1 protein-coding gene is annotated in these 499 nt (G+C 61.3%); it reads right to left on the reverse strand.

What is annotated here, in order from left to right:
* A partial coding sequence (locus ACPUD7_RS17805; RefSeq protein ID WP_425120657.1) for an IS110 family transposase occupies positions 1 to 336 on the reverse strand: 336 nt, incomplete at its 3' end.
* Positions 337 to 499 lie beyond the last annotated feature (163 nt).

Below are 499 nucleotides of genomic sequence, written 5' to 3' on the forward strand. Positions count from 1 at the left end.
GTCGGCGATGATTCCGGCGTCTTTAGCGTCGGTTTTCCCGTCGCCGCGGTAGGTGCGGGCAGCGTTGTAGACGGTGCGCCCGGGAATATAGAGCAGCGTCTGCCTGTGCGAGGCCATGAGCGCGATGAACAGCGCGGCTCCTCCCCGGTTGAGGTCAGTCGCCCACGTCACCGAACCCGAGGGATCGGTGAGGGTGTTGACCTCGTCGATGAGGTTCGTGATGACGGTTTCGTCGTTGGTGATCTTCTGCGACAGAAGCCTGTTGCCGTCGGTGTCGATGACGACGCAGTGATGGTGGGACTTGCCGGCGTCGATGCCGGCGAACAGGTCGGCCATAACGGTTCCTTTCGTAAGTGTGGACGTGTTCCACCCCGTGTTCAACAGCCACGCCGTCGTGTCCTTACACAGCGATCGTGTCGCGTTTCTCAATCAGCGGTCGAGCCGTTGCGGGATGCGAGGTGGCCAATCTCCTTCGACCATGCATCAAGCGGGTAACACC

This window comes from Brevibacterium sp. FAM 24630, from assembly GCF_049804075.1.
Classification (GTDB): Bacteria; Actinomycetota; Actinomycetes; order Actinomycetales; family Brevibacteriaceae; genus Brevibacterium.